Origin of the sequence: Shewanella hanedai (assembly GCF_007197645.1) — a bacterium.
Classification (GTDB): domain Bacteria; phylum Pseudomonadota; class Gammaproteobacteria; order Enterobacterales; family Shewanellaceae; genus Shewanella; species Shewanella hanedai.
The window spans coordinates 1-26,347 of sequence record NZ_VKGK01000038.1 but is presented as its reverse complement, the minus strand read 5'-3'; the positions used below and the strand labels follow the sequence as shown (position 1 = coordinate 26,347).

Here is a 26,347-nt window from a genome sequence, read left to right as displayed (position 1 = left end):
ATGTCTAAGAATAACTGGTCGTTACAAGCTCAAGATATTTTTAATCGTAGCCCCATTGTTCCTGTTATGGTCATCAATAAGATTGAAGATGCCGTACCGCTAGCCAAGGCACTCGTTGCTGGTGGGATCAGTGTTTTGGAAGTGACGTTACGTACTCCTTGCGCATTAGAAGCTATCACTAAGATTGCTAAAGAAGTACCTGAAGCGTTAGTAGGTGCTGGCACGATTTTAAATGAAGAGCAGCTTCAGCAAGCCGTAGATGCTGGTGCACAGTTTGTGATCACACCTGGTGCTACACCGAGTTTACTTAAAGCGGCAATGGCAGGCACTGTGCCACTAATACCAGGTGTAGCAAGCATTTCTGAAGTGATGACAGGTATGTCACTGGGTTATACTAACTTTAAGTTTTTCCCAGCTGAAGCTTCAGGTGGTGTTAATGCACTTAAAGCTTTTTCAGGCCCGTTAGCTGACATTCGTTTCTGCCCAACAGGTGGCATTACGCCAAGTAGCTACAAAGACTACCTTGCACTGAAAAATGTCGATTGTATCGGTGGTAGCTGGATTGCGCCAACGGATGCAATGGAGCAGGGAGACTGGGCGCGTATTACACAGCTTTGTAAAGATGCGATCAGCGGAATCTAATTTAAGCTCAATGAATTAGATAGACGACATAAGGAAGGCTACCGATTAGGTAGCCTTTTTTTATTTGAACTATTTCGCTTTAGAGTAGCTGAATTCGCTATTAGCAGTCCAGACTCGGTATCTGAGTTCACTGCCTTGTGGTATGTAGAAAACCTTTGGTAAACGGCTGTCATATTGGATTGTTAACGTGCCGGGGATCGTTAGAAAAGTCTCGGTTTTTGCTTGATCAAAACAAGCCATCTTAGTGCTTGGACCTGGTTTGATACTATCAACCTGATAGTAATTATATCCCCATCCTTTGACGCTATGTTCAGTCAACTCACCGAATAAACTGTGCTTGTTACAGTCAACTAATTGTGTTTTTCCGATCTGTACCTCGACCATGTAGTTAGCTTCGTTATCTAACGTCGGCAATATTAATCGGTGTTGCTCCATGCCTTGCTTTGGCGCAGGAAACATCTTGGTACTTTCGTCAGTCTGATAGTTTGTTGAGTTGAAGGTCTGCGAAATGATCATATGTTGATTCTCTCCACTTGGATGGGCAGGGCTTGTGGCAAACGCATTAAATGATAATAGTGAAATAGCGAGTGCCGATGTGGTCATGATGCGTTTAGCCGATAAAGTGGATCTAGATGTGAACATAAAATCTCCGAATGAGCTCAAGTACAAGGTATAAGTTAACGGTATAAACGTGGCAGAGATAGAAAAGGGTTAATAAATTCAAAATATTTTCTGTTTATTCGTTTTGGAATTGATACCAGTGGATATTTGGCAGCGAGATTACTGCTTTACCCTTAAAGGTTGTTTGCCATTAAATGACTTAAATTAATGTGTTCACAAAATAGACTTTTAGCCTTGAACTTGATATTTATCATGGGAGTGGTTAGCGTTAATGAGTCGTGATTAGATCATAAAATGATAAGAGTTAACTTATCAAAAAATATAAGGTGTGTAACGAGATGGTGGATAACAAGCACTCGATAAAACCTTGGCAACATCAGCACCAATTTTCAAGTATCAATATTGATGGAGAGCGAAATACTCGTTATGTGCTCTACTTAACTGTGATCACCATGATTGTTGAGATTGTTGCCGGTACTGTATATGGTTCCATGGCGTTATTGGCTGACGGCTGGCATATGGGAACCCATGCAGCTGCTTTTATGATCACGCTTTTTGCCTATCATTACGCACGAAAGCACGCTGATAATCCAGATTTTTCATTTGGAACAGGCAAGGTCAGTGTATTAGGGGGATTCACCAGTGCAATTGCGCTAGGGATGGTAGCCCTTATCATGTTGGTTGAATCTACTGCTCGTTTCTTTAGTCCACATCAGATCCAATTTAATGAGGCCATCGTCGTTGCCATCATTGGATTGACGGTAAACCTTGTGAGTGCGCTATTGCTTAAAGATCATCATGGGCATTCGCACTCTCATGGCCATAGTCACAGTCACCATAATCATCAAGAACATGCACATGAAGGCCAAGATCATAACTTACGTGCGGCATATTTACATGTGTTGGCTGATGCTCTGACATCTATATTGGCAATTGCAGCCTTACTGTTTGGAAAGTGGTACGGATTAACTTGGTTAGATCCTCTTATGGGAATAGTCGGTTCAATCATTATTACTCGCTGGGCATGGCAGTTGTTAGGTCAAACATCACCAATATTATTAGATCAGAGTATTGAGGAGATGTATCGCAATAAAATGACAGCCTTGATTGAGTCTGAAGAGGATCATCAAGTCACCGATCTCCATATATGGAAAATCAGCGCTGATCATTATGCCGCCGCTATCTCGATAGTGAGTCATCAACCAAAAGAGGTTGATTACTTTAAGGAGAAGCTTGGATCGTTTGAACAAGTTCGTCATCTCACCATTGAGATAAATACTTGCCATGACACGAAATGTCATCAATCAATAAGGTGATGTTCGATCTATGTTGGTATATCTATTCCTCGCTAATATTTATTAGCGGGTGAACTCCCTTGATTTTTCACGGTCGTAAATAGTGGCTACAACTAATATTCAGCGTTACGACATTTTTTTCACGACCACTTTGGTAACCTTTGTTTTGTCATTGTAATCAAGGTGTATTCCGTGTTGTTACCACGTATGGTGAATGTTTTCAAGGCAATTGAAGAGTCTCTATTACCTTGTTACTATTAGTTATAATCAATTTTTCGTAGCAGTGATTACTGTTTACGCGATCTATTCATTAATCTATTTTTGTGAGTAATCTAGTGTTCTTTCGTTTAAAAAAACTATCCGTAAATCAATTTACTCTGTTTATAGCCATATTCTATGTGTGTATTTTTAATATCCCCTTTTTTCAGGTTGTGCAGCAGGGGATAGAGAAACAAACAGAGGTTAATCCTATTTTCATTGCGACGATTCCTTTGTTTCTCATCTTCGCACTGAGTTTTCTTTTCTCACTTTTTAGCTTCAAATACCTGTTAAAGCCCTTTTTCATCTCAATCACTTTATTGTCATCAAGTGTGTTTTTTGCAGCACTTCAATACGGTGTCGTATTCGACACCGGTATGATTGAAAATACGGTGCAAACAAATCAGGCTGAAGCTTTTACCTACCTAAATCTTTCATCTGCCGTTAACTTTTTGCTGACAGGCATCATTCCTGCATTTCTGATTTTAAAAGCCAACATAGAGTATAAACCTGTCATCAAAGAGGTCATACATAAATTAGGGTTTATGCTCTGCATGTTGGTTGGTATCGGAGTGATCGCTTTCTTTTATTATCAAAATTATGTGTCTTTTGGGCGAAATAATGATGAGTTGAAACGCTTGGTTGTGCCTACTTACGTGATTGGATCAATTGCAAAATATACTAACCAACATTATTTCCAAACCCCTTTGGTTTATCAGCAACAAGGCTTAGATGCCGTCAATACGCACACAGCAAGAAATGGCAAAGGTAACCTTATGGTACTTGTCGTTGGTGAAACAGCCAGAGCGAAGAACTATGAGTATTATGGTTACCAGAAACCGACTAATACTTATACCAAGGAACATAAAGTCACAGCGTTTCAAAATATGACTTCTTGCGGTACAGCAACGGCTGTATCAGTGCCTTGCATGTTTTCAAATATGACACGCGCTCAATACAATGCGAGAAAAGCAGAAGCACAAGACGGGGTACTTGATGTACTCGCTCATGCTGATATCCAACAAGTTTGGCTCGATAATGACAGTGGTTGTAAAGGGGTTTGTGACAGAATAACCAATATTACCATTGAGCGAGATAGTGACCCAGAGCTATGTAATGGTGATTATTGTTTTGATCAGGTGCTGCTAAATCAATTGGATAAGACCCTCGCTAACATTGAGCATCGCGATACCTTGATTGTACTGCATGTTATTGGCTCCCATGGTCCAACTTATTATCTGCGCTATCCAGAATCGAATAAAAAGTTCACACCAGATTGCCCTCGTAGTGATATACAAAATTGCAGCGATGAAGCGTTAGTGAATACCTATGACAATACTATTCTGTATACCGATTATATATTAGCGAGTGTGATTGATAAGCTTAAAGGCCTCGATGGGCAATATAATACTGGCATGATATATATGTCAGATCATGGCGAGTCATTGGGTGAGAAGGGACTTTATCTTCATGGTGCACCTTATGCGATAGCGCCAGATGAACAGACTAGAATCCCCATGCTAACTTGGTTTTCACCTGCATTTAGCCAAGAGAATAAGTTGGATCAGAGCTGTTTGAACAAAAAAGCAAAGCGGGGGGGATTCTCTCACGACAACTTATTTGATTCATTATTGGGGATCATGAACGTAAAAACGACGGTTTATGATGAAGGGTTAGATATTTTTGCTTCATGCAGAGCAAAAACGTAGGTTTTTATGAAATAAAAGGATGGCAACATCCTTTTATTTCGTTATTGTAACAGTAAGGTTAATTCTACTATTTGAGAGCATGGCTGCTAACACTGATTTAATGTCATTTATAATCGGGTAGATAATTAGGGATATATGAATTAAGGCGCTGGCATTAAAATAAGAATCCACGGTGGTGAAGTATGAGTTCAGTAAAACAACTTTCTAATATTGAAGTTTCAACAAAAATCCTCAGACATGCCGTTCCCAAAATGTCTGAACTCGATATCCCTGTTACCCCAGAAAATTACTCAGTTTGGTATGAATATTTCTTAGGCGTTAATTTAGATTTAAAGCGTGTTGTTGATCATAAAATTGAAAATGGTGAAATATTCACTGAAGAAGTTAACAGTGATCTCGTTAAGCAGTTTGTGTTAGAAATTTCACCAGATGTCATCGAAAGTGTACACGTAGAAACTCAATTAGTGATTAATAACCTGCTTGAGAAAGTGAGTAAAATAAGCAGCGGCACCGCCAATTTAACCGAGACATTGACTGATTTTAATCAAGAACTACAGAAAACTAATGATGCAGACATGCTATATAAGTTGGTCGACACATTAGTGAATGAGATGGGCTCAGTGATCCACGACAATAAACAGATGGAAGCAGATCTCAATCACATGAATGAAGAGGTTTGCTCACTTAAGTCTGAAATGGAAAACTTGAGTGTCGTCGCGCAAACGGATCAACTGACTTCTTTATTTAATCGCCGTGCGTTTGAAGATCAAATTCAGGTTCATATGGAAAACTATGAGCAAAACCAAACAGCCAGTAGTTTATTGGTCGTCGATATTGATCATTTCAAGTTATTCAATGATACCCATGGCCATCTCGTGGGTGACAAAGTATTAGCATATGTGGCTTTAGCATTGAAGAAGTCGGTAAAAGGAACAGATTTTGTTGCTCGTTATGGTGGTGAAGAGTTTGTTGTTTTATTGCCAGATACCCATTTGGATGATGCTTTAATTGTTGCTGAGGCATTGAGGAAAAAAATTGCTGATAAAAAGCTCACAACAGGTAAAGAGAAGAAGCATTCACTCGGTCCACTGACTGTTTCTGTCGGCGTAGCAACATTGAATAATAGTGATGACAGAGAGAGTTATTTTATCAGAGCTGATGAGGCACTTTATCGAGCTAAATCATCAGGTCGAAATCGCGTCTGCGGCGAGTAGTGTTTTTATAATATCGATTTGAACTGTTCACTCTTTACCATGAGGAGTGAACCGTTCATTTATTGATTATCTTTGAGCTGCATATCCATTTTAATAAGACGCTCTTCCATATCAAAAGTCACCGTAAAGCCTAATCCTTTGGCTAGATTCGCCATGCTGCGATTTTCAAACATGGTAAAACCTGTTAAGACCTGTGTATCATTCTTCTTGTAGTAGCTGATTAATTTCTCAAGTAATAATCGACCTAATCCCAAACCTTGATGATCACTTCTCACAGCCATTGCAAACTCAGCTTCGGTATTATCCGGATCGATGGAGGCTCTAATGGCACCTAATGTCAGATCCTCTCCATTATCATCCTTTGCAATCGCAATAAAGGCCATTTCGCGGGCATAATCAATTTGAGTCAGCACGGCCATCTCTTCGTGAGTCATTTTGGAGCGCACGCCAAAATAGCGTTTATACCTGTCTTCATCTGATAAGGAATTATCGAATATAAGATGTTTAGGTTCATCTTCTGGCAAGATAGGGCGCAACATAATGTTCAGCCCATTCTTAAGCTTTGCACTCTGTTCCAGTTCTTTGGGGTAGGGAGAGATAGCAAGCCTTAACGGGTTATCAATCAGTGTTTCATTGAGCTGTATATTCACATCAAGAAGAGTGATATTTTCGCCAGCGCACAATACAGGATTAAGATCGAGCGTGGCGATTTCAGGGCAATCAATGACTAAATGAGATATCTGTGTGAGCATGACACACAGGGCATTCATATCCAGTCCCAAAGGTAAGTGTCTGTCTTTTAACTTTTGCGTTTTTAAGGCCTGAATGACCATATAGCGTGCTAAGGTCATGTTAAGCGGTGGCAGTGCAACAACAGCATCACGAGCAGGATCCCACTCAGAGCCGCCTTCACCGAGTAAAATAGCAGGCCCAAAAACAGGGTCGTTGATCACCGCCACTCGTATCTCTTGGGCGCCAGCAGTGAGCGCCATCTTTTGAACAATTAACCCTTCTATTTCTGCATCCGGATTAATATCTAAGACCCTAGATTTGATCGCCGCAGCAGCTTGAGCTACTTCAACTTCACTGCTCAGATTAAGCATAACGCCATGGACATCGGACTTATGATGAATGTCGGGTGACTGTACTTTTATTGCTACAGGGTAACCAATTTTGTTGGCAATATTGACGGCATCTTCAGGGGTATTCGCTACATAAGTGTCGATGGTTTTTAAGCCATAAGCAGACAAAATATCTGAGGATTCATGGGTTTCTAGAATTCGCTTACCAGCTTTATGTGCCTTTTTAAGTAGACCTCGGGCTTGTTCTACATTCGTGGGGATATTATCGGGTATTGATTGTGGCACTTCTTGGAGCAGCTTTTGGTTACGTCGATATTCAACCATGTGCATGAATGCGCCAACAGCGCCTCCTGCAGTCCTGTAGGTTGGGATCCCTGCGTGGTTAAAATGCTTACGTGCTAAATAGGCGGAATCCTCTCCGCTCCAGTTGGTAAGGATATTGACACTTCTTCGTTTCGGATGCGTTGAGATCATCTCCACTAGAGCACTGGCAATCTCGACACTGTCTCCTAATGCAGAAGGAGAGTGTAGTACCAAAATAGCATCAGCAGCGCCACTATCCATCATGATTTTAACGGTTTGCGTATAACGCTGAGCATCTGAATCCCCACCAATATCAACAGGATTTTGCTTAGACCATGTTGAGGGCAGCAGTTCGTTAAGTTGTGTAAAAGTATCGCCACTAATGACCGTTGACTTGCCTCCTCCCAATATCAATTGATCTAAGGCAAGTACAGCAGGGCCACCGCCATTACTGACAATAGCCAGACGTTCGCCAAGTAACGGCGAGGAATGGGCTAAGGTCTCTACGGCAGCGAAGAGTTCAACTAAATCATTTACTCTCAACATACCTGCTCGTCTGAAGGCGGCTTCATAGACGGCGTCATTTCCCATTAGCCCGCCAGTATGCAGTTTAGCGGCATTAGAACCTTCAGAACTTCGACCTGACTTAATGACGAGAATCGGTTTGTTTCTGGCGGCCGCTCTGGCAGCAGAGAGAAAGTGGCGCTTTTCATTAATAGAGTCAACATAGAGCAAGATGGCATTAGTGCTTGCATCTCTGCCGAGATAATCCAGCAACTCATCAAAATCAATATCGGTAGCATCGCCTAACGAGATAAAAGAGGAGAAGCCAATGCCTTTGTTATTTGCCCAATCAAGTACAGTGGTACAGATGGCTGCTGATTGTGACACGAAGGCAATTTTCCCTGGTAGCGCGCTGGTATGGGCGAAGCTGGCATTCAGGCCTAAGTTAGGTAGCATCATGCCTAAACTATTTGGCCCCAAAATTCTCATGCCATAACGGTTGGCATTACGCTTGGTTTCCTCAAGTAAACTTATCCCATCTTGATTGATCTCATCGCCCATTCCCGAGGCCATAATGATCGCAACCTTACAACCAAATTGTGCCAGAGTTTCCACAATGGAAGGGATTCGAGAGGCCGCAGTACAGATAATTGCGAGATCAGGAATTAGGGGAAGACTTTCAATATTAGGGTAGGCCAGCACACCCAAAACAGCTTGATACTTTGGCGTGACGGGCATTATCGGGCCCGAGAAGCTACCCGCAAGCAGGTTTCTCATCACTACATTACCCGCTCGTTTTTCAGTATTTGAGGCGCCAATAATGGCAATTGACTTGGGTTTAAACAGTGTATGAAGCGTACGCTGGCTCATAAGGTTATCTCTTCAATCGCGATGATTGAGTGTACCTTACTTCAAGTTTGATTAGCCATAAAAATCAGGGGCATCAACAACCTAGAAAAGACAGAAATAGTCTACTTACGATTAGCGTTTATTGATGATATATGAGGCTTGGCGAACGCAATAATAGGGGAAATTCATGAATAGAATGCTGAGTCCTAGGTTTTACATAGGGATAAGCTAAAAATCTGAAATGTGCTGCAGATGATATAGAGTGAAATTAGTATCGCAGCTCTAATTTTGACTTTGACATTGAGTTCCGTTAGGTGGAATTTATTAAAGAACCTTGTATCACTGATGATCCAATCCATCTGTGAATTGTGCCTTTTGTCGGTTAATTTCTATTCTATTGTTATAATTAAGTTAATCTGTATTTCACTGCCTATTTAACAAGGCAATGTGTTGTTGAAACTCACGCTATTCTTTGTTCTTTTGAGTTGAAAATGTAGCGCCTTTGTAAAATTGACACTTGTGTCAGGTTTTTTGTTCTGATATACCTAAATTAGTGAAATTCAGCACACACCAATTTACAAGATTAATCACGGAACAAATTATGACTATAAGTACAGTTCGTTTCCTATTAAATAACGAAGTCGTGACATTAGAAAATACAGACCCGAATTTAACGGTCTTACAGTATCTACGTGAAAAGCAATTTAATACAGGAACCAAGGAGGGGTGTTGTTCCGGTGACTGTGGCGCTTGTACTGTCGTTGTTGCTGAATTAATCCCAAACAAGAAAGACCTTGATTATAAATCGATTAATTCCTGCATCAGTTTTGTCGGTAGTCTACATGGCAAGCAGCTTATTACGGTTGAAGACCTTCAAGATGGCGCTAACTTGCATCATGTTCAACAATCCATGGTGGATAATCATGCTTCTCAATGTGGTTTTTGCACGCCTGGTTTTGTGATGTCATCATTTGCCTTACATAAAGTAAACAGCCAACCAAGCCGGGCTGAGGTGGTCGAGGCACTTGCAGGGAACTTATGCCGTTGTACGGGATATCGTTCGATTATTGATGCTGCTATGGCATCAAGCGAGCATGCAAAGCCTGATTCATTTACGCTGCATTATCAGCAAACGGTACAGCAATTAAGTGAGTTCAAAGCATTACCATCAGCTAGCCTTTCAGATCATCAGCACAGTTACTTTGCCCCTAAAAACGTCTCCGAGTTAGCGACAAAACTAATTGAGCAACCGAGTGCGGTTTTAGTCGCTGGTGGCACAGATTTGGCGTTATCCGTGACTCAGAACTTCAACATCATTGATGATTTAGTCTATCTAGGTGATGTCGATGAGTTAAGAGTGCTTGAAAACAGTGACACGCAGTTTGTGATTGGCTCTGCAGTGCCCTATAACGAATTTACCCCAATGCTTCATGATGAATATCATGAACTGGGTGAAATGATTGAGCGTATCGGTTCAAGACAGGTGCGCAATAATGGCACGTTAGGCGGCAATGTCGGTAATGCTTCCCCGATTGGTGATATGCCACCAGCGCTGATTGCACTCGGGGCAGAAATGGTGCTGCAACGTGGCGATGTTGAACGCAAAATAGCGGTGGAGGATTTCTTCATTGCGTATAAGAGAACGGTATTACAAGAATCTGAATTCATTAACCGCTTTTACATCCCTAAAGCCAAACCTGGCCAGTTCTTAAAATTATATAAAATTTCTAAACGTATCGATGATGATATCTCCGCTGTACTCGCCGCCTTCTTTATTGAAATTAAAGACAATGTGGTGACTGATTTACGTCTTGCGTTCGGGGGCATGGCTGGTATTCCAATGCGAGCCAAGCAATGTGAAGCAGCGTTGCTTAATAAACCTTTAAACCAAGAGAACATTAGTGCAGCTCAACAAGCTTTAGCCCATGATTTTCAGCCCATGTCAGACGTTCGTGCTTCGGACAAATATCGCATGAAAGTGGCACAGAACTTAATGCAGAAATGTTACCTCGAACTAAAAAATAGAAATATTGAAACACGGGTGGTGAGCTATGCGTAGTCTTATTGATATCAATAAAAGTAATTTGGCGGATACAAGTCAAAGTAGTGTTGGGTTAGGTGGTGTCGGTCGTTCTAAAAAACATGAAAGTGCTGATAAACACGTCAGTGGTGCTGCGATTTATATCGACGACAGACCTGAACTAAGAGGTCAATTACACGCGGCCGTAGGGCAGAGCACCATGGCTCACGCCAATATTATCAGTATGGATTTATCCGCGGTTAAAGCTGCAGAGGGCGTCATTGCTGTTATTACGGTTAATGATGTCCCAGGTCACACCGATATTGGTCCTGTGTTTCCAGGAGATCCCGTATTGGCTATCGGTAAAGTTGAATTTGTGGGTCAACCACTGTTTGCCGTTGCTGCGACCAGTCATGAGCTTGCTAACCGTGCAGTGAAATTGGCAAAGGTTGAGTATGAAGAGCTTGAAGCGATATTAACGGTCAAAGAGGCTTTAGCAAAACAAAGCTTTGTTCGCCCACCATTTTCAATGGTACGCGGTGACTCGGACAAGGCTATCGCGAGTGCATTGCACCAAATATCAGGTGAGATCAATGTTGGTGGCCAAGAGCATTTTTATCTTGAAGGTCAAATATCCTCGGCAGAGCCAACAGAAGAGGGAGGCATGAGTGTGTTCTCCTCTTCACAGCATCCAAGTGAAGTGCAAAAGCTCGTGGCCGAAGTATTGGATATTCCGCTGAATAAAGTGGTGGTAGATACGCGCCGGATGGGCGGCGGGTTTGGAGGTAAAGAGACACAAGCAGCGCCTTGGGCATGTATTGCCGCGTTGCTGGCTAATGTCAGTAAAAGACCGATTAAGTTTAAACTCAATCGCTCTGATGATATGTGCATGACAGGCAAACGTCATCCATTTGAGAATAATTACAGTGTTGGTTTTGATAAAGATGGCCAGATTAAAGGCATTAACATCACAGTGAATGGTAACTGTGGTTATTCTCCGGATCTTTCTGATGCCATTGTCGATAGAGCCATGTTCCATTCAGACAATGCTTACTTTCTCGATCAAGCAACAGTAACGGGTAACCGTTGTAAATTAAACACGGTATCCCATACCGCATATCGTGGATTTGGTGGCCCTCAAGGCATGATGACCATTGAGATGGTCATGGACGATATCGCCCGCTATCTAGGCAAAGATCCATTAGCGATCCGTAAGGTCAATCTTTATGGCACCGATGATCGCAATGAAACCCACTACCATCAAAAGGTTGAACACAACAAGATCCATGAGCTCATCGCCTCATTAGAGGAGAGTTCTGATTATCACGCACGTCGCGAAAGCGTGAGTGAGTTTAACCGTGAAAATACCATTTTGAAAAAGGGCTTAGCCCTAACGCCTGTTAAGTTTGGTATCTCATTTACCGTGCAGCATCTGAACCAAGCTGGGGCACTCATTCATTTGTATACCGATGGCACCATCTTAGTTAGCCATGGTGGCACCGAGATGGGCCAAGGTCTCTATACTAAAGTGGCTCAAATTGTAGCTGAAGAGTTTCAGGTTGATTCAGAAACGGTCGGTGTCTCATCAACTCGCACCGACAAAGTGCCAAATACGTCACCAACAGCGGCCTCATCGGGCACAGACTTAAACGGTAAAGCGGCGCAAGCAGCGGCAATCATCATTAAAGATCGTTTGATTGAGTTTGCCACTGAAAAATATGAGGTTAAGGCAAGTGAGGTCCGTTTTGCTAACAGCCAAATTCATGTTGGGACAGACACGTTTAGCTTTGCAGATTTTGTGCAACAAGCCTATATAGGCCGAGTGTCATTATCTGCAACAGGTTTCTATAAAACGCCTAAAATTCATTTTGATCGTGCAACAGGTAAGGGGCGTCCTTTCTTTTACTATTCAACCGGTGCTGCGGTATCTGAGGTGTTAATTGATACCTTAACCGGTGAATATAAGCTACTGCGTGCCGACATTTTGCATGACGTGGGTCACTCATTGAATCCCGCCATTGATATTGGTCAAATAGAGGGAGCTTTTATTCAAGGCATGGGATGGTTGACCACTGAAGAGTTGGTTTGGAACGACAAAGGCCGACTATTATCAAATAACCCCGCGACCTACAAAATTCCAGCTATTAGTGATGCACCGATAGATTTTCGCGTCACCTTGGTGCCAGATGATCCTAATCGAGAACAAACCATCTATAACTCCAAAGCGGTGGGTGAGCCACCCTTCATGCTTGGAATATCTGTTTGGTCAGCCCTTAAAGATGCCATCTCAAGCGTGTCTAATTACACCTTAAGCCCCTCGCTTGATACCCCTGCAACACCAGAGCGTGTGCTATGGGCTGTTGAAGCGATGAAAGCTAATCAGTAAGAACCTGAGGACAAGATGATGACGATGAACTGGAGCGGCGCAGCTAATCAATTAAGTCAGCAAGGTAAGGCCTATGTCTTAGTGACATTAGTGGGTGTCTCCGGTTCAACGCCAAGAAACAGCGGCACCAAAATGGTAATAAGCCAAGATGAGATGTTTGACACCATTGGCGGTGGTCATCTTGAGCATAAAGCGACTAAACATGCCCGAATCATGCTGGATAAAGGTAAAAGTGATCAACATCTTGAGCATTTTCAACTGGCGAGTAATTTAGGCCAATGTTGTGGTGGGAACGCGAGTGTGCTGTTCGAGTGTTTCGCGGCTGTAGGCGTCAACATCATGGTGTTTGGTGCCGGCCATGTTGGTAAGGCTTTGATTTCCATCTTAGCTGAACTTCCCTGTCATGTGACTTGGGTCGATTGTCGGGAAGAACAGTTTCCTAGCCACGTCGAAACTTACCCCAATGTGACAAAGTTAGTCAGCGATGAGCCTGAATATGAAGTGGCTAATATGCATAAAAACAGTTATTTCGTGGTCATGACCCACAATCACCAAATGGATTTTGAGATCTCCCAAGCAGTGTTGAAACGGGGTGATTTTTGCTATTTAGGTTTGATTGCATCAGACACCAAATGGCGCCGTTTTCAACAGCGTTACAAGCATCGAGAGGTCGACCCACTGCAAGTCGCGCGTATGAGCTGCCCGATTGGGCTTGCTGAAGTTGGGGGTAAGTTACCCATGGAGGTCGCTATCTCTGTCGCGGGTGAAATAGTGAATTTATATCAAAGCGAACAAAAAGCGTTAGCAGAACAAAACCAAGCATTAGAGGTTGATTCGACACAGCTCAAATCAAAGTCTACTCCAGCGTCACAAAAGGGCATTTTTTGGAAAGAGTTTAAAGAATTACTTAACGCAGACTAGCTTTCTCATTGCCGTCATTGATCTATTTAGTTATTGATTTTTTTAAGAGTCTTGATTCATTTTATAGGAGCCGTAAAGGTGACACATTTTGGCCTACAGAGTAAAAACGTAGTAATAACGGACAAAGGCACCAGTAAAATGATGGCCGCCTGTGTCGAAGTTAAAGGTGAGCTTATTCATGCTGTCCACCCTTATGGTACAGCGCTTGAGTGCGAGGTTTTCGATTATGCCGATAAGGTGATTATGCCGGGCTTGGTTGATTCTCACGTTCACATTAATGAGCCTGGACGTACTGAGTGGGAAGGGTTTAACACGGCAACCCAAGCTGCTGCAGCTGGTGGTATTACCGCCTTAGTGGACATGCCGTTAAATTGCATTCCTGTGACAACCACCAAAGCGGCATTCGAAGAGAAGTTGAACTCAGTTGACGACAAGTTATGGGTTGATTGCGGTTTTTGGGGCGGGGTGATCCCACAAAATATCGATGATTTAGACGAGTTATTGAATGCGGGTGTATTAGGGGTTAAATCGTTTTTAATTGACTCTGGTATCCCTGAGTTTCCGAACGTCGAAGCTAAAGATATTCGGGCAGCCATGCCGATCCTCGCTAAGCACGATGTGCCTTACTTGATCCATGCTGAACTTGACTGCGGTGGTTTTAATGACGTGGTTGTTAGTGATAAATACAACAGCTTTTTAGCCTCACGCCCTAAAAGTTGGGAAAACGATGCGATTTCACTGATGGTGGACATGGCTCGAGAGTCCAAAGAGCTGGGGGATAACTGTAAAATACATATCGTCCATCTCTCATCTGATGAAGCGCTTGCATCGATTGCAACCGCGAAAAGCGAGGGGTTACGCTTTAGTGCTGAAACTTGCCCCCACTATTTAACGATAGCGTCAGAAAATATTCCTGACGGTAAAACCCTATTTAAGTGTTGCCCGCCTATTCGTGAGAACAGCAATCGTGAACATCTATGGCAAGCGGTCACTGATGGGCGTTTAGATTTTATTGTCTCCGATCACTCTCCTTGCACGCCAGAACTTAAACACATCGACAACGGTGATATCGAAAAAGCCTGGGGCGGTATTTCTGCCCTGCAGTTTGGTCTGCCACTGATTTGGACTGAAGCGAAAGAGCGCGGTTTTACATTAGTGGATCTGGCACGATTAATGTCGAGTAAAACCGCCAAATTCGCTGGCTTAGACTCCATTAAAGGCCAAATAACCGCTGGGTATCACGCTGATTTTTTAGTGTTTGATCCTGAAGTGAGCTACACCATCACCAATGAGATGATCAAACATCGTCACAACATTACCCCCTACGCAGGCCGACAAGTCACGGGGCAAGTTCAACACACTTATGTGCGAGGTCATCATGTGTACCAGCAAGATGAATTTATCAACGCGCCAGTTGGACGACCGTTACTTAAGGGAAAGCTGTAACCGCAGAGAATTCGGTAAGTTATTCGAAAACACAACTAAATAGAGAATAGGATTTCGACGTTATGATGCTAGATATTGATACACAACAACAGAATCAGTTAACAGGCGAAGCCCTTGAGCTTGAACGCAAATTTAAATCTCAATATGTCGATCTTGCCAATGAAGGCGTGGGCGGCGAAACGCTCAAATGCAGTGATGACTTTTTTGCTGAAATGGAAAACCTGATCAAACCCGGTCGCGGCATCTTTATCGATGATAAGTTTACCGAGCGTGGTAAGTGGATGGATGGCTGGGAGTCTCGTCGTAGTTATGGACGTGATAACGGTCGTGAATTTGACTGGTGTGTGATCAAGTTAGGCATTAAAGGCGTGATCCATGGACTGGATATCGATACTAACTATTTTCGCGGGAATGCACCTGAATCGGTATCAGTTGAAGCCTGTGTAAGCGAAGTTGAGCCAAGTGCAAAAACGGTTTGGCATACTGTACTAACTCAAACTGCAGTAGAGGCTCACAGCCAAAATATTTTCGAGATCAGCAATGATACTGCATGGACTCACATTCGATTGAATATGTTCCCTGATGGCGGTGTGGCGCGTATCCGAGTGTACGGTGAAGCAGATGTAAATTGGGAACATTTCGTTCCGGGTGAATTAATCGATCTTGCTTACATCAAAAATGGCGGCAAAGCTTTGTTAGCCAGTGACATGTTTTTCAGTGATAAGAATAACCTCATCAGACCTGGCCGTGGCGTGAATATGGGAGATGGGTGGGAAACCAAACGTCGCCGCGATCCCGGTCCAGATTGGTTGATTGCTAAGTTAGCAACTCAGGGCAGCATTGAGAAAGTGGTGATCGACACGTGTCACTTTAAAGGCAATTTCCCCGATACTTTCTCGTTAGAGGGAATGATATCAAGCAGTGATGATTTCACTAACGGTCAGCAAGACGCTAACTGGCAACCGATTATCGGCCGCACTAAACTGGCTGCTCATCGTGAGCACCTGTTCATCAATGAACTCTTGGTCAAGAGTGAGCAAACATTTACCCACGTACGGATCAATATTTTCCCTGATGGTGGTATCTCACGCATGCGTCTATTTGGTAAGCGAAAAGACTAACGGGGGTTATATGAATTTAGATGAGTTAAATAGCCTGTCAGAGGCTGAAGCAACCCATGGGTTTATGCAGTGTTGTACAGCATCAAACTGGGTTGAGATGATGGTGTCATCAAGGCCTTTTGCAAATGGCCAAGAACTGTCGAGTAAGGCTGATGATATCTGGCGAAGCTTGGGAGAATATGACCTGTTAGAGGCGTTTGAAGGCCACCCACAGATCGGCAATGTTGATACCTTACGCGCAAAATATGCCAATACAAAGGCCCTTGCCAGCGGTGAGCAAAGCTCAGTTAGTCAGGCATCAGAGCAAGTCTTACAAGATTTAGCCGATGGTAATGCTGAATACCTTCAAAAGTTCGGTTTCATTTTTATTGTGTGCGCCACAGGCAAGAGCGCTGAGCAGATGTTGAGCTTGCTGCTTGAGCGCTTACCTAACGACAAAATCACTGAGCTGGTGAACGCAGCAGAAGAGCAACGCAAAATTTTTCAGCTACGTTTACAGAAACTAATATAAGCAAAAACGATGAGTAAAAATTTATGAGCCAAATAACAACGCATGTTTTAGACACGACACGTGGGCAACCCGCACGAAATTTACCCATTACATTGTTTGCTCAAGTAGAAGGTAAATGGCAAGTCTTGGCGTCAGGCATTACTAACCTAGATGGGCGAATTGGCGGGTTATTGGCTGATGACAAGGTGCTTGATGCTGGGGTGTATCGAATGCATTTTGACACCAGTACTTATTTTGAAGCCAATAAAGAGAAAGGATTTTATCCCTACGTCGATATTGTATTTGAACTCGATGGAGGTAAGAGCCATTACCATATTCCATTGTTGTTAACTGCGTTTGGTTATTCAACTTACCGAGGCAGCTAGGGGAATAGGATGGAAAATATGATGACAGATAAATGTCGGTATCTTACGCCAATACCATTAACGCCGGCGGGATTTAGTGCTTTCGGTGATGTTATCGAGGCCACGCCAGATGCAACAATACTGTCGATAAATGATGGCCTTGCTCAGCGTTATCATGATTTAGCTAAGGTGGATGTGAGTGATGATAACGGCCATACCTTGATCAGTATTTTCCGTGCCAAGCCGTTAGCGCTGCCGATAGCCATCAAGATGATGGAGCGTCATCCCCATGGCAGTCAGGCATTCATCCCCATGGGGAATAATCCCTACATTGTGGTGGTTGCACCTGCTGGTGAGTTTGATGCCGACAAAATTGAAGTCTTTATCGCGAGCTCTGATCAAGGGGTTAATTATCACAAGGGAACTTGGCATCACTTCTGTTTAGCAACCCTTGATGAGAGCGACTTTTTAGTGATTGATAGAGGCGGTGAAGGGGATAATTGTGATGCGCTTGTCTTAGATGGAAAGCTCATCATCGCTGAAAGCTAATTAGAACTGAAAACAGATAAATCGCAATTAGATAATAAGAATTCAAATGATGCGATACGATAAAAAAGGTAAAAGATAATGTTGAAAGCATACCGGGGAGAGTTACTGCACTTTTTGTCTGATCCAGCTAAAGGCTGTCTAGAAGAGAGCTACCAGCATTTTGATGATGGACTGTTAATTATCAAAGATGGGTTGGTTGAACAGGTTGGAGATGCGAGCGAGCTACTGTCCACATTGGATCCGAGTGTTGAGATCACCCATTATGAAAGCGGGCTGATAATGCCTGGCTTCATCGATACTCATGTGCATTATCCACAAACTGAGATGATCGCCTCTTACGGTGAGCAACTGCTTGAATGGTTAGAGAATTATACTTTCCCTTTCGAGCGTCAATTTGAAGATTTTGAACATGGTAAAAAAGTTGCTGAGTTCTTTTTAACCCAACTGCTTGCAGCCGGAACCACCACTGCATTAGTGTTCGGAACAGTGCACAAAGAGTCGGTTGAGGCTTTCTTTACTGTGGCTCAGCAGAAAAAGCTGCGCATGATCTGCGGCAAGGTGTTAATGGATCAAAACTGTCCTGATTACCTATCGGATACCGCGCAAACTGGCTATGACGACAGTAAAGCATTGATCGAAAAATGGCATGATGTCGATAGATTGCAATATGCGATTACGCCAAGGTTTGCCCCCACATGTTCAGCTGAGCAACTCCAAAAAGCTGGCCAGTTACTGGCAGAAAACCCAAGTGTCTATATACACACCCATCTCAGTGAAAACAAAGATGAAATCGCCTGGGTTAAGGCGTTGTTTCCCGACAATGATGGTTATTTAGATGTTTATGATCAACATAAGCTGCTGGGTCGTCGTAGTGTCTTTGCACATGGAGTTCACCTTCATGATTGCGAATGTGAGCGTTTAGGTGAAACCGGCTCTGCTATTGCGTTTTGCCCAAGTTCAAATCTGTTTCTCGGCAGTGGGCTCTTTAACCTTAAGCAGGCGCAAAAGTATAACGTCAATGTGGGGTACGGCACTGATATCGGCGCTGGTACCACTTTTTCGATGTTAAGCACGCTTAATGAAGGTTACAAAACTCAGCAACTTCGCGCTGACAAATTGAGCCCGATCCAATCGTTTTACTTAGCCACATTAGGCGGCGCAGTCGCCTTAGATCTTGAAGGCACAATCGGTAATTTCACCAAAGGGGCCGAGGCTGATTTTATCGTCCTTGATTATCATGCTACCGAGCTTATGTCTCGCCGGATGCAACACTGTCGTAATTTGTCTGAAAAGCTTTTCATCCTGAGCATGCTAGGTGACGAACGCCATGTCAAAGCCACCCATATTATGGGTGAACGCGTGTAGATACGTGCGCGCTACAAATACAAGCACGAGTACAACAACTAATTATAAGAATTGAGGAAGGTTATGGATCCCTATATTAATGAATGGTTAAACTTAATTATTCGTTTTGCACATGTGATCACGGGTATCGCCTGGATTGGTGCATCATTTTACTTTGTTTGGTTAGATAACCATTTGGAAAAGCCACCGCAATGGAAGGCCGATAAAGGGGTGAGTGGTGATCTTTGGGCTATTCATGGTGGAGGCTTTTATGAGGTGGCTAAATATAAATTGGCGCCACCGCAGATCCCAGTCAACTTACATTGGTTCAAGTGGGAAGCATACACCACGTGGTTAACCGGTTTTTTACTGTTATCGCTGATGTTCTATGTCGGCGCAGATTCCTACCTTATTGATAGACGTGTTGCTGATTTAACACAGTTTCAAGCTATTGCTATTGGTGTGGGCTCAATTGTCATTGGTGTGGGGTGCTATGAGTTTTTGGTGCGTACCAAACTTAAAGATCACGGGTTAGTACTGGGTGTCATCTTGATGCTGGTTATCACAGCATTATCTTACGGACTCACCCAAGTGTTCAGTGCTCGTGGTGCTTATATGCACATTGGTGCAATCATCGGCACCATTATGGCGGGTAATGTTTTTTTTGGGATAATGCCGTCACAGCGCGCTTTAGTGAAGGCCGTTGAGGAGGGGAAAACGCCAAATCCTGCTTACGGGTTAAACGCTAAGCTACGTTCAACACATAATACCTATATTACGTTACCGATCATATTCATCATGATCTCAAACCATTACCCAATGACCTATAACCATGGTGCAAACTGGTTAGTCTTGATTGCCATCATTATCATTACTGCTGCGGTTCGCCAGTACTTTGTATTACGTCATTTCGGTAAGCAGAAACCATTAATACTTGTCGGGTCAGTGGTTGCCACCATTGCGCTTGCCTTTGTTATCGCACCGGTCTCTAAAGAATTGAGTGCTGAGCAGAAGCAACAAACCGTCGGCCTTACACAGATTAAGCACATTATCGAGGCGCGTTGCGCTAGCTGTCATTCCGATGCGCCTACTGATGATGTGTTTACCATTGCGCCGGCGGGGATCATATTTTCAGATGAAGCCAGTATTGTGCAATGGGCACCGCGCATACAAGCACGGGTGATTGATGCTAAAGATATGCCGTTTATGAACAAAACCGAAATGACCGATGAAGAGCGCACGACGCTAGCCATTTGGTTATCGAATACTAGCCATCAGTGAAAGTGAAGTTAGTTCGATAAGTCATTCTTCAATGTGGGTATATAACCAATGTTGCTCAATCATTAATTAGGGTAGTTAATCGACATATGGATAAACGAGTCATAAAGAATGGGTATAAAGTTGCCGAGTGTTTATACAATTTTGTAGAGCATGAAGTGTTGCCAGGAACGGGCATCGATGCTGAAGGTTTTTGGCTATCAATGGCGAACCTATTTAATGAATTCACCCCTCAAAATGAGCAGCTATTAGCGACGAGAATCAAGTTTCAGACGCAGATAGACGCATGGCACTTAGCTCAAGGGCAAGCTGGCAACAATCAGGGGGGAAATGATGTTATCGATCAAGCAAAGTACCAGCAATTTTTAACTGATATTGGATACATTGTTGAAGAGAAGGAGGACTTCTCTATCACGACCGCTTATGTAGACGATGAAGTCGGTAAAGTGGCTGGTCCACAGCTTGTGGTGCCATTAATGAATGCACGTTTTGCTATCAATGCTGCCAATGCCCGTTGGGGCAGTTTATATGATGCACTTTATGGTACCGATGTGATTAGCGATGATAACGGAGCGGGGATCACTCGGCACTATAATCCAGTTAGGGGCGCAAAAGTTCAGGCCTATGCGCGCCAGTTTTTAGATGAGGTGATTCCGTTACAAGATAGAAGTCATGGCGAGGTTGTTAGCTACCAAATTGCCAACTCTGCACTTGTCGTGAACCTTCAATCGGGCGAGCTTGTGAGCTTACAACAGCCAGATAAACTGGTTGGTTTTAATGGTGATGAACAAAACCCTAGTGCGCTCCTTTTTAAAAATAATGGGTTACATATAGAGATTAAAATTGATCCCAGTATGCCTGTCGCAAAAACAGATCCAGCCTCGGTGGCTGACATCATTCTAGAATCCGCTTTGAGTGTGATACAAGATTGTGAAGACTCAATCTCAGCGGTTGATGCTGAAGACAAAACCGCAGTGTATCGTAATTGGCTTGGTCTGATGAAAGGGGACTTAACAGAGACTCTTGAGAAAAATGGCATATCGATCACCAGGCAACTTAATGCAGACAGATACTACAAAGCCTTAGACAACCAAGAGTTAGTACTGCCAGGGCGTAGCCTGCTGTTCGTACGTAACGTTGGCCACTTGATGACAAATGATGCCGTGCTCACATTAGACAACCAAGAGGTGCCGGAAGGCATTTTAGATGGGTTAATGACTACCTTGATCTCACTGCATGATTTAAAAGGTCATTCTGGGTTTAAAAATTCTCGTCAAGGTAGCATTTATATTGTTAAACCAAAAATGCATGGGCCTGAAGAAGTGGCATTTAGTAATGCGCTGTTCACGCGCATTGAAGAGAGTTTAGGCTTAGCCACCAATACCATCAAGATGGGGATTATGGATGAAGAGCGCCGTACATCGGTTAACTTAAAAGAGTGCATTCGTGCCAGTAAAGACCGTGTCGCTTTTATCAACACTGGCTTTTTAGACAGAACGGGGGATGAGATCCACACGAGTATGCAAGCTGGGCCTATGGCACAAAAAGAGCTAATGAAAAACGAAAAGTGGATCAGTGCTTATGAAAATCGCAATGTACGTATTGGTCTGCAGGCTGGTTTTAAGGGCAAAGCACAAATAGGTAAAGGGATGTGGGCGATACCCGATCAGATGTCTGCCATGGTAAAGACTAAAATAGGCCACCCACAATCTGGTGCTAACTGTGCATGGGTACCGTCACCAACGGCTGCGACTCTGCACGTATTACATTATCACCAAGTGAATGTCAGTGATGTTCAAGACAAGATGCTACAGCAGTTTGCAGTTGAGATAGAAAACAATCAGTTAACAGAACTGTTAACCATCCCCCTGTTGAAAAATCAACATAGCCTAAGCCCACAAGATATTCAAAATGAGTTAGATAATAATATTCAAGGCTTGCTTGGTTACGTGGTTCGCTGGATAGATCAAGGCACGGGTTGTTCAAAGGTGCCGGACATTCATGATGTTGGGCGTATGGAAGATAGAGCCACACTGCGCATATCTAGCCAGCACATTTGTAACTGGTTACACCATGGGTTGTTAACCCGTGATCAGGTGATGGCATCTTTACACCGGATGGCCAAAGTGGTCGATATGCAAAATATCACCGATGTAAGGTATCAACCAATGGCTGAAAACCTTGAAACGAATATTGCATTTTTAGCGGCAGTTGATCTGATTTTTAAAGGGAAGTTTCAACCTAGTGGATATACTGAGCCGCTACTGCACCAGCGAAGAGTTGAAGTGAAGGCGATTAATTAATGTGAAAGCTTTACGATAGCTAGCCTCTTTTATGGTTGAAAGTAGGTCACTTTTATTATCTAATTAAATAATATAATCAGCAGCATGGTTTCATGTTGCTGATTTTATCTTTTTTGCATCTCTTACAGGAAGTGATTGTGGTAAAAGCTAAAGCTTCAGAAGGCAATATTCGGCAAAAAAATAAAGCTGTTATCTTCAATGCTGCTAAGAAAGAGTTTGTCACCTATGGCTTTAAAGGTGCATCAATTAAGCGAATTGCAGAGCGGGCTAATATTGCCAGAGCAAACATCCATTATTATTTTCAAGATAAAACGGATCTGTACCAACAGCTGCTAAGTAACATCATCTCTGTGTGGAACAGGGATTACGATACATTGTCGGTAGATAAAACGCCTAAACAGGCGCTTAGCGACTATATTCGTGCAAAAGTTATGCATTCTAAAGATGATCCAGACTCGTCAAGAATCTTCGCCAGTGAGCTCATCCATGGCGCACCTGTGTTAAATGATTACCTCTATGGGGGGTTCGGAACCTGGCTACAAAGCCAAGTCGATGTCATTAACGCTTGGATTGAGCAAGGCTTGATTGATAAGGTTAATCCCCACCATTTGCTGTTTCTTATCTGGAGTTCTACCCAACACTATGCGGACTTTAATGTGCAAGTAGTGGCAGCTTTGGACAAAGAGGCGATGAGTGATGAGGATTTTGAAGATGTGGTCACTTCGCTCACACAGATAATCCTCAAGGGATGTGGGATAGACTAGGTTTGCATGTCACAAAGGCTTCAAATGAAGCTTGATGGGATTCGTTTGGATATATTCTGCTGACTTTGTATTGGATTGTTTCTTGTAGGTCATACCTTCACTGTGCTCTGATGTGAAAAACGTCGTATGTGCGCTCTTGTTTTGAGGCACTTCTGCTAACGGTGGTATGGATGTCTGATCTCCATGGTCTATTGCGTTCCAGACTCTTCCCATATACCTATGGATAAGTGGAGGAAATGCTTGATTTTGTATGGAACAGAAATGGCCTTTGTAAGCTCTATTCCCCATTTGTTCCTTGGAGGCGTCTGATTGCTTGATAATTTGAGGAACAGGTTTTCATTGTTCCACTCCTCATTGTCTTGCTATACAGCTTTATTTCAAGGCGATAGGTTCAGTTGGTGTAGGTCGAGCACCGTTGCCTTGTCAAAATGAGATTCAGTGAGCGTTCTTTGGGAATGCGCTCTTTTGACTACCAGATACGATAGTAATCTTCATATTAATTCCTTTTTGTGGTTTGAAGTTGTAGTAGATGATTGGCTTGTGGGGATGAGCGAGACGCAGCCAGCACAATTGAAAATAAAATGACTAAGGCACCAAGTAATTGTGCCCAAGTTAGTGTTTGACCTAGGATTAAATATCCAAGAAAACAGGCTGAAACACTGCTTAGAAATCCGAGAAAAGAGACCGTTACCGGAGGCAATTTTTCGATACCGCGAAACCAGAGAAAGTAACCTAAAATGGCACCAATCAGGCTCAGATATCCATATCCAAAGTAGTTGATTGGCATAAGTTGGGTTGGAACGCCTTCTAGCCAAATTGAGACTGGTAACAACATTATGCCGCCAAATAACAATTGCCAACCTGTGAACCCAAGCATTGTCATGCCTGTAGGACGACCCCACCTTTTTGTTAGTACCACGCCTAACCCCATGCTCAATGCTCCGAGTATCGCGATCAACACACCTTCGATATTAAGTTCAGCTGAGCTGTTTAACACCAGCAATCCAATACCGAGAATACCTAATCCACTAGCTGCCAGCTGTTGTGACTTGAAGTCGGCATTCAGCAGATATCTACTCATGATCATTACAATAAGAGGCTGGATAGACATCACCATCGATGCCATTCCACCTGGCAAATAGGTTGCTGCGAAAAATAAACAATAGAAAAATAACCCGATGTTTAGAAAACCTAGCACTGCCATACGACGCCACCATAATCCAGTAGGACATGCTCGGCTAATAAGCACCAGTAGCACACCAGCTGGTAGCGCTCGTATTGTTGAAGCAATAAGCGGACTGTCTGGTGGAAGCGCCTCTGTTGTCACTATATAAGTACTGCCCCAGACAATAGGCGCAATTGCTGTTAACGCTATAATCTTAATTTGCTGGATCCTGTTCATAATTCGCCCTGACTAATTAGTTTATTACCTTTATGGAAAGTGACTTTTACAAAAGTTACTTTATTGAAAGTAATTGAGTTTTAATCTTTAATCAAGTATCTTTTTAAAAAGATATTCATTTGAGAGATAAAAATGTCATCTGACAAAGTAGATAAAATCCTCGCTCAATGGCTCACGGTTAGACCTGACTTAGATTGTTCTGCAATGGGGGTTGTCGGGCGATTACGTCAAACCAGTGGTGTATGGAAGAATAAGCTGGATCCAGTTTTTCAAGAGTATGGGCTTAGCAGTATCGAGTTTGATATTTTGGCTACGATGCGTCGCAGTGGTAATTCGGCTGTCACTCCTACTGAGTTATATCAGACTCTGATGCTTTCCTCTGGCGCGGTTAGTACGCGTATTGAACTATTGGTGAAAAGAGGTTTTGTTCAGCGTATTGCCAGTGAACAGGATAGACGAAGCTGTAAAGTAACTCTGACTAAAAAGGGAATAGAGTTGGTGGACACGGCATTGAATGATCATGTTGCTAATATGAACAACATGCTGAGCGTACTTAGCAGTCAAGAACAAGATCAGCTGGCAAAATTGTTAAAAAAAATACTGTTAGCAGAGCAGTAGCGAAAAGTAATAAAACAACTAATCGTCTAGGGCACCGACTCTTGCAGTGCCTCAGTCCCATGCCATATTGAGGACTTTTCAAGTCCCGAAATGTTTCTTCAATTTGCATGCAATTGACATATATCTGAGTGACTTTAGCAGCTGTAAATGCCTATGGTGGCAAGTTGGTTGCCAACAACCAAGGCTCTTTGCTGCTTCTGCCTGCCTGAGTGAGAGATAGTTGGTTCCCATCAAGTAGTGATTCAGTGGCAACCATCAGAGAATTAAGGTGTTTATTATGAATTTGTGGGCATTGATTTACGAGTGAATCATGTAGTATCTTAATATCGCGCATGGTGTTGTTATCTTGTTTGTTTTTGGCGAAATTAATTAGATCAAATAGCACCATGCGTGTCTAGTTTTTGAAAATAAAAGAAATTATCAGGGGATTCCCTAGATTGGGGCGTTAGCAATATAGTATGAAATCACCAGATCGCGATAAAATCTCAAAAATGACCGATTTACCAAATATTGGTAAAGCTATTTCGGCTGATTTAGAAAGAATTGGATTAAATCATCCAAAACAACTCATTGGCAAAAATGCATATGAATTGTATCGACAACATTGTTCGAGACTTGGTTGCAAACAAGATCACTGTATTATAGATGTTTTCTTATCGGCAATATCTTATATGGAAGGTGGTGATTCGCTTCCTTGGTGGCACTTCACAAAAGAAAGAAAACTTTATATGGAGTAGTATATTGCTAACAAATAAGGATAGGCCGCGCGAAGCCGCGTCCTTATCCCAAGTGTTGAACAAGCCCGATGGTGGGGTTATCAATACTCTTTATTAAGCAAATAGCAGATCGAGAGTTTGGTCTAT

General features: G+C 42.8%; 21 protein-coding genes and 1 pseudogene. 18 read left to right on the top strand and 4 right to left on the bottom strand.

Translation table 11 applies throughout. The features are described 5' to 3' along the window. A complete protein-coding gene (locus FN961_RS21920; RefSeq protein ID WP_144042302.1) occupies positions 1-642 on the top strand; it encodes a bifunctional 4-hydroxy-2-oxoglutarate aldolase/2-dehydro-3-deoxy-phosphogluconate aldolase in 642 nt (213 codons plus the stop codon). A 69-nt stretch (positions 643-711) separates the two neighbouring features. Here FN961_RS21920 and eco read toward each other — a convergent pair whose 3' ends face one another. Next, entirely contained in the window at positions 712-1,284 is a 573-nt protein-coding gene (gene eco / locus FN961_RS21915; protein ID WP_144042301.1) for a serine protease inhibitor ecotin, read from the bottom strand. A 317-nt stretch (positions 1,285-1,601) separates the two neighbouring features. On the opposite strand from eco, the gene dmeF reads away from it, so the two are divergent. The 3 genes from dmeF (at position 1,602) to FN961_RS21900 (ending at position 5,739) form a co-directional block, all read left to right on the top strand. Beyond that, a complete protein-coding gene (gene dmeF, locus FN961_RS21910) occupies positions 1,602-2,579 on the top strand; it encodes a CDF family Co(II)/Ni(II) efflux transporter DmeF (protein WP_144042300.1) in 978 nt (325 codons plus the stop codon). Between the two features lie 314 nt (positions 2,580-2,893). Further along, positions 2,894-4,525: a phosphoethanolamine transferase gene (locus FN961_RS21905; protein ID WP_144042299.1), complete on the top strand. Its 1,632-nt coding sequence runs from the start codon at positions 2,894-2,896 to the stop codon at positions 4,523-4,525. Positions 4,526-4,707: 182 nt separating this feature from the next. Further along, positions 4,708-5,739 (top strand): GGDEF domain-containing protein, encoded by a 1,032-nt coding sequence (locus FN961_RS21900; protein WP_144042298.1) that lies wholly within the window; start codon positions 4,708-4,710, stop codon positions 5,737-5,739. A gap of 59 nt (positions 5,740-5,798) precedes the next feature. Here FN961_RS21900 and FN961_RS21895 read toward each other — a convergent pair whose 3' ends face one another. Next, the gene (locus tag FN961_RS21895) at positions 5,799-8,498 is read right to left on the bottom strand and encodes a bifunctional acetate--CoA ligase family protein/GNAT family N-acetyltransferase (RefSeq protein WP_144042297.1); all 2,700 of its coding nucleotides are present in this window, start codon (positions 8,496-8,498) and stop codon (positions 5,799-5,801) included. A 580-nt stretch (positions 8,499-9,078) separates the two neighbouring features. Here FN961_RS21895 and xdhA point away from each other — a divergent pair. From xdhA to FN961_RS21835, 12 genes are all read left to right on the top strand, one after another. Beyond that, positions 9,079-10,536, top strand: coding sequence for a xanthine dehydrogenase small subunit (xdhA, locus tag FN961_RS21890; RefSeq protein ID WP_144042296.1), 1,458 nt, complete (start codon positions 9,079-9,081; stop codon positions 10,534-10,536). Continuing rightward, the gene (xdhB, locus tag FN961_RS21885) at positions 10,529-12,883 is read left to right on the top strand and encodes a xanthine dehydrogenase molybdopterin binding subunit (protein ID WP_144042295.1); all 2,355 of its coding nucleotides are present in this window, start codon (positions 10,529-10,531) and stop codon (positions 12,881-12,883) included. The genes xdhA and xdhB overlap by 8 nt, the downstream gene beginning before the upstream one ends. A gap of 15 nt (positions 12,884-12,898) precedes the next feature. Further along, positions 12,899-13,804: a xanthine dehydrogenase accessory protein XdhC gene (gene xdhC / locus FN961_RS21880; RefSeq protein ID WP_244950674.1), complete on the top strand. Its 906-nt coding sequence runs from the start codon at positions 12,899-12,901 to the stop codon at positions 13,802-13,804. A gap of 78 nt (positions 13,805-13,882) precedes the next feature. Then, on the top strand, positions 13,883-15,250 hold the full coding sequence (gene allB / locus FN961_RS21875; protein WP_144042294.1) for an allantoinase AllB: 1,368 nt from the start codon (positions 13,883-13,885) through the stop codon (positions 15,248-15,250). Positions 15,251-15,312: 62 nt separating this feature from the next. Further along, the gene (alc, locus tag FN961_RS21870) at positions 15,313-16,371 is read left to right on the top strand and encodes an allantoicase (RefSeq protein ID WP_229814781.1); all 1,059 of its coding nucleotides are present in this window, start codon (positions 15,313-15,315) and stop codon (positions 16,369-16,371) included. Positions 16,372-16,381: 10 nt separating this feature from the next. Next, positions 16,382-16,882 carry a 2-oxo-4-hydroxy-4-carboxy-5-ureidoimidazoline decarboxylase gene (uraD, locus tag FN961_RS21865; protein ID WP_144042293.1) on the top strand — a complete coding sequence of 167 codons (501 nt, stop codon included), beginning with the start codon at positions 16,382-16,384 and terminating at the stop codon, positions 16,880-16,882. Positions 16,883-16,905: 23 nt separating this feature from the next. After that, positions 16,906-17,247: a hydroxyisourate hydrolase gene (gene uraH, locus FN961_RS21860; protein WP_144042292.1), complete on the top strand. Its 342-nt coding sequence runs from the start codon at positions 16,906-16,908 to the stop codon at positions 17,245-17,247. Positions 17,248-17,265: 18 nt separating this feature from the next. Then, positions 17,266-17,775, top strand: a complete 510-nt coding sequence (locus FN961_RS21855) for an ureidoglycolate lyase (RefSeq protein WP_308426237.1) — start codon at positions 17,266-17,268, stop codon at positions 17,773-17,775. 78 nt (positions 17,776-17,853) lie between these two features. Further along, the gene (guaD, locus tag FN961_RS21850) at positions 17,854-19,140 is read left to right on the top strand and encodes a guanine deaminase (protein WP_144042291.1); all 1,287 of its coding nucleotides are present in this window, start codon (positions 17,854-17,856) and stop codon (positions 19,138-19,140) included. A 63-nt stretch (positions 19,141-19,203) separates the two neighbouring features. Then, a complete protein-coding gene (locus tag FN961_RS21845) occupies positions 19,204-20,400 on the top strand; it encodes a urate hydroxylase PuuD (protein WP_144042290.1) in 1,197 nt (398 codons plus the stop codon). Between the two features lie 86 nt (positions 20,401-20,486). Then, positions 20,487-22,700, top strand: a complete 2,214-nt coding sequence (locus tag FN961_RS21840; RefSeq protein WP_144042289.1) for a malate synthase G — start codon at positions 20,487-20,489, stop codon at positions 22,698-22,700. Between the two features lie 137 nt (positions 22,701-22,837). Next, positions 22,838-23,464, top strand: coding sequence for a TetR/AcrR family transcriptional regulator (locus tag FN961_RS21835; protein WP_229814782.1), 627 nt, complete (start codon positions 22,838-22,840; stop codon positions 23,462-23,464). A gap of 496 nt (positions 23,465-23,960) precedes the next feature. Here the strand turns inward: FN961_RS21835 and FN961_RS21825 are convergent, their stop codons facing one another. Further along, positions 23,961-24,866 carry an EamA family transporter gene (locus FN961_RS21825; RefSeq protein ID WP_144042288.1) on the bottom strand — a complete coding sequence of 302 codons (906 nt, stop codon included), beginning with the start codon at positions 24,864-24,866 and terminating at the stop codon, positions 23,961-23,963. A 132-nt stretch (positions 24,867-24,998) separates the two neighbouring features. Between FN961_RS21825 and FN961_RS21820 the strand changes: the two genes are divergently transcribed. Next, positions 24,999-25,484, top strand: a complete 486-nt coding sequence (locus FN961_RS21820) for a MarR family winged helix-turn-helix transcriptional regulator (protein ID WP_144042287.1) — start codon at positions 24,999-25,001, stop codon at positions 25,482-25,484. Here the strand turns inward: FN961_RS21820 and FN961_RS21815 are convergent. Continuing rightward, positions 25,483-25,677: pseudogene (locus FN961_RS21815) on the bottom strand (IS4 family transposase); the annotation flags it as partial. The gene FN961_RS21820 and the pseudogene FN961_RS21815 overlap by 2 nt on opposite strands. A 265-nt stretch (positions 25,678-25,942) precedes the next feature. Here FN961_RS21815 and FN961_RS21810 point away from each other — a divergent pair. Then, positions 25,943-26,221: a helix-hairpin-helix domain-containing protein gene (locus FN961_RS21810; protein ID WP_144042286.1), complete on the top strand. Its 279-nt coding sequence runs from the start codon at positions 25,943-25,945 to the stop codon at positions 26,219-26,221. Positions 26,222-26,347 lie beyond the last annotated feature (126 nt).